Origin of the sequence: Vibrio sp. 10N.286.49.E11 (genome assembly GCF_041469505.1) — a bacterium.
Taxonomy (GTDB): domain Bacteria; phylum Pseudomonadota; class Gammaproteobacteria; order Enterobacterales; family Vibrionaceae; genus Vibrio; species Vibrio crassostreae_C.
Window position 1 is genome coordinate 1 of sequence record NZ_JBFRKQ010000093.1, and the last position, 248, is coordinate 248.

The 248-nt window shown below is 47.6% G+C and carries 1 protein-coding gene; it reads right to left on the reverse strand.

The window, feature by feature from the left end; all coding sequences use genetic code 11:
- Nucleotides 1-248 (reverse strand): transposase (locus tag AB4167_RS19945; protein WP_372136938.1); only part of this gene is annotated, 248 nt, incomplete at both ends.

Sequence of the window (248 nt, forward strand, 5' to 3'; positions counted from 1 at the left end):
TGTTTGAAGTTCCAAGGCAGGAGTGCGTCGATATCAGGCTCAGCTTTCGCCAGCTCTTTCATGCACTTGACCATGTAGTCGTAGAGGATAAGACCGTTGGCTTTCGCGGTCTCGATGATGCTGTAAAGCATCGCGCTCGCCTCAGCACCATTTTGTGTGTTAGAGAATAGCCAATTTTTCCTGCCAATAACCAGCGGTTTAATTGCGCGTTCAGCGTGATTATTATCGATAGATAAGTGACCATCGTC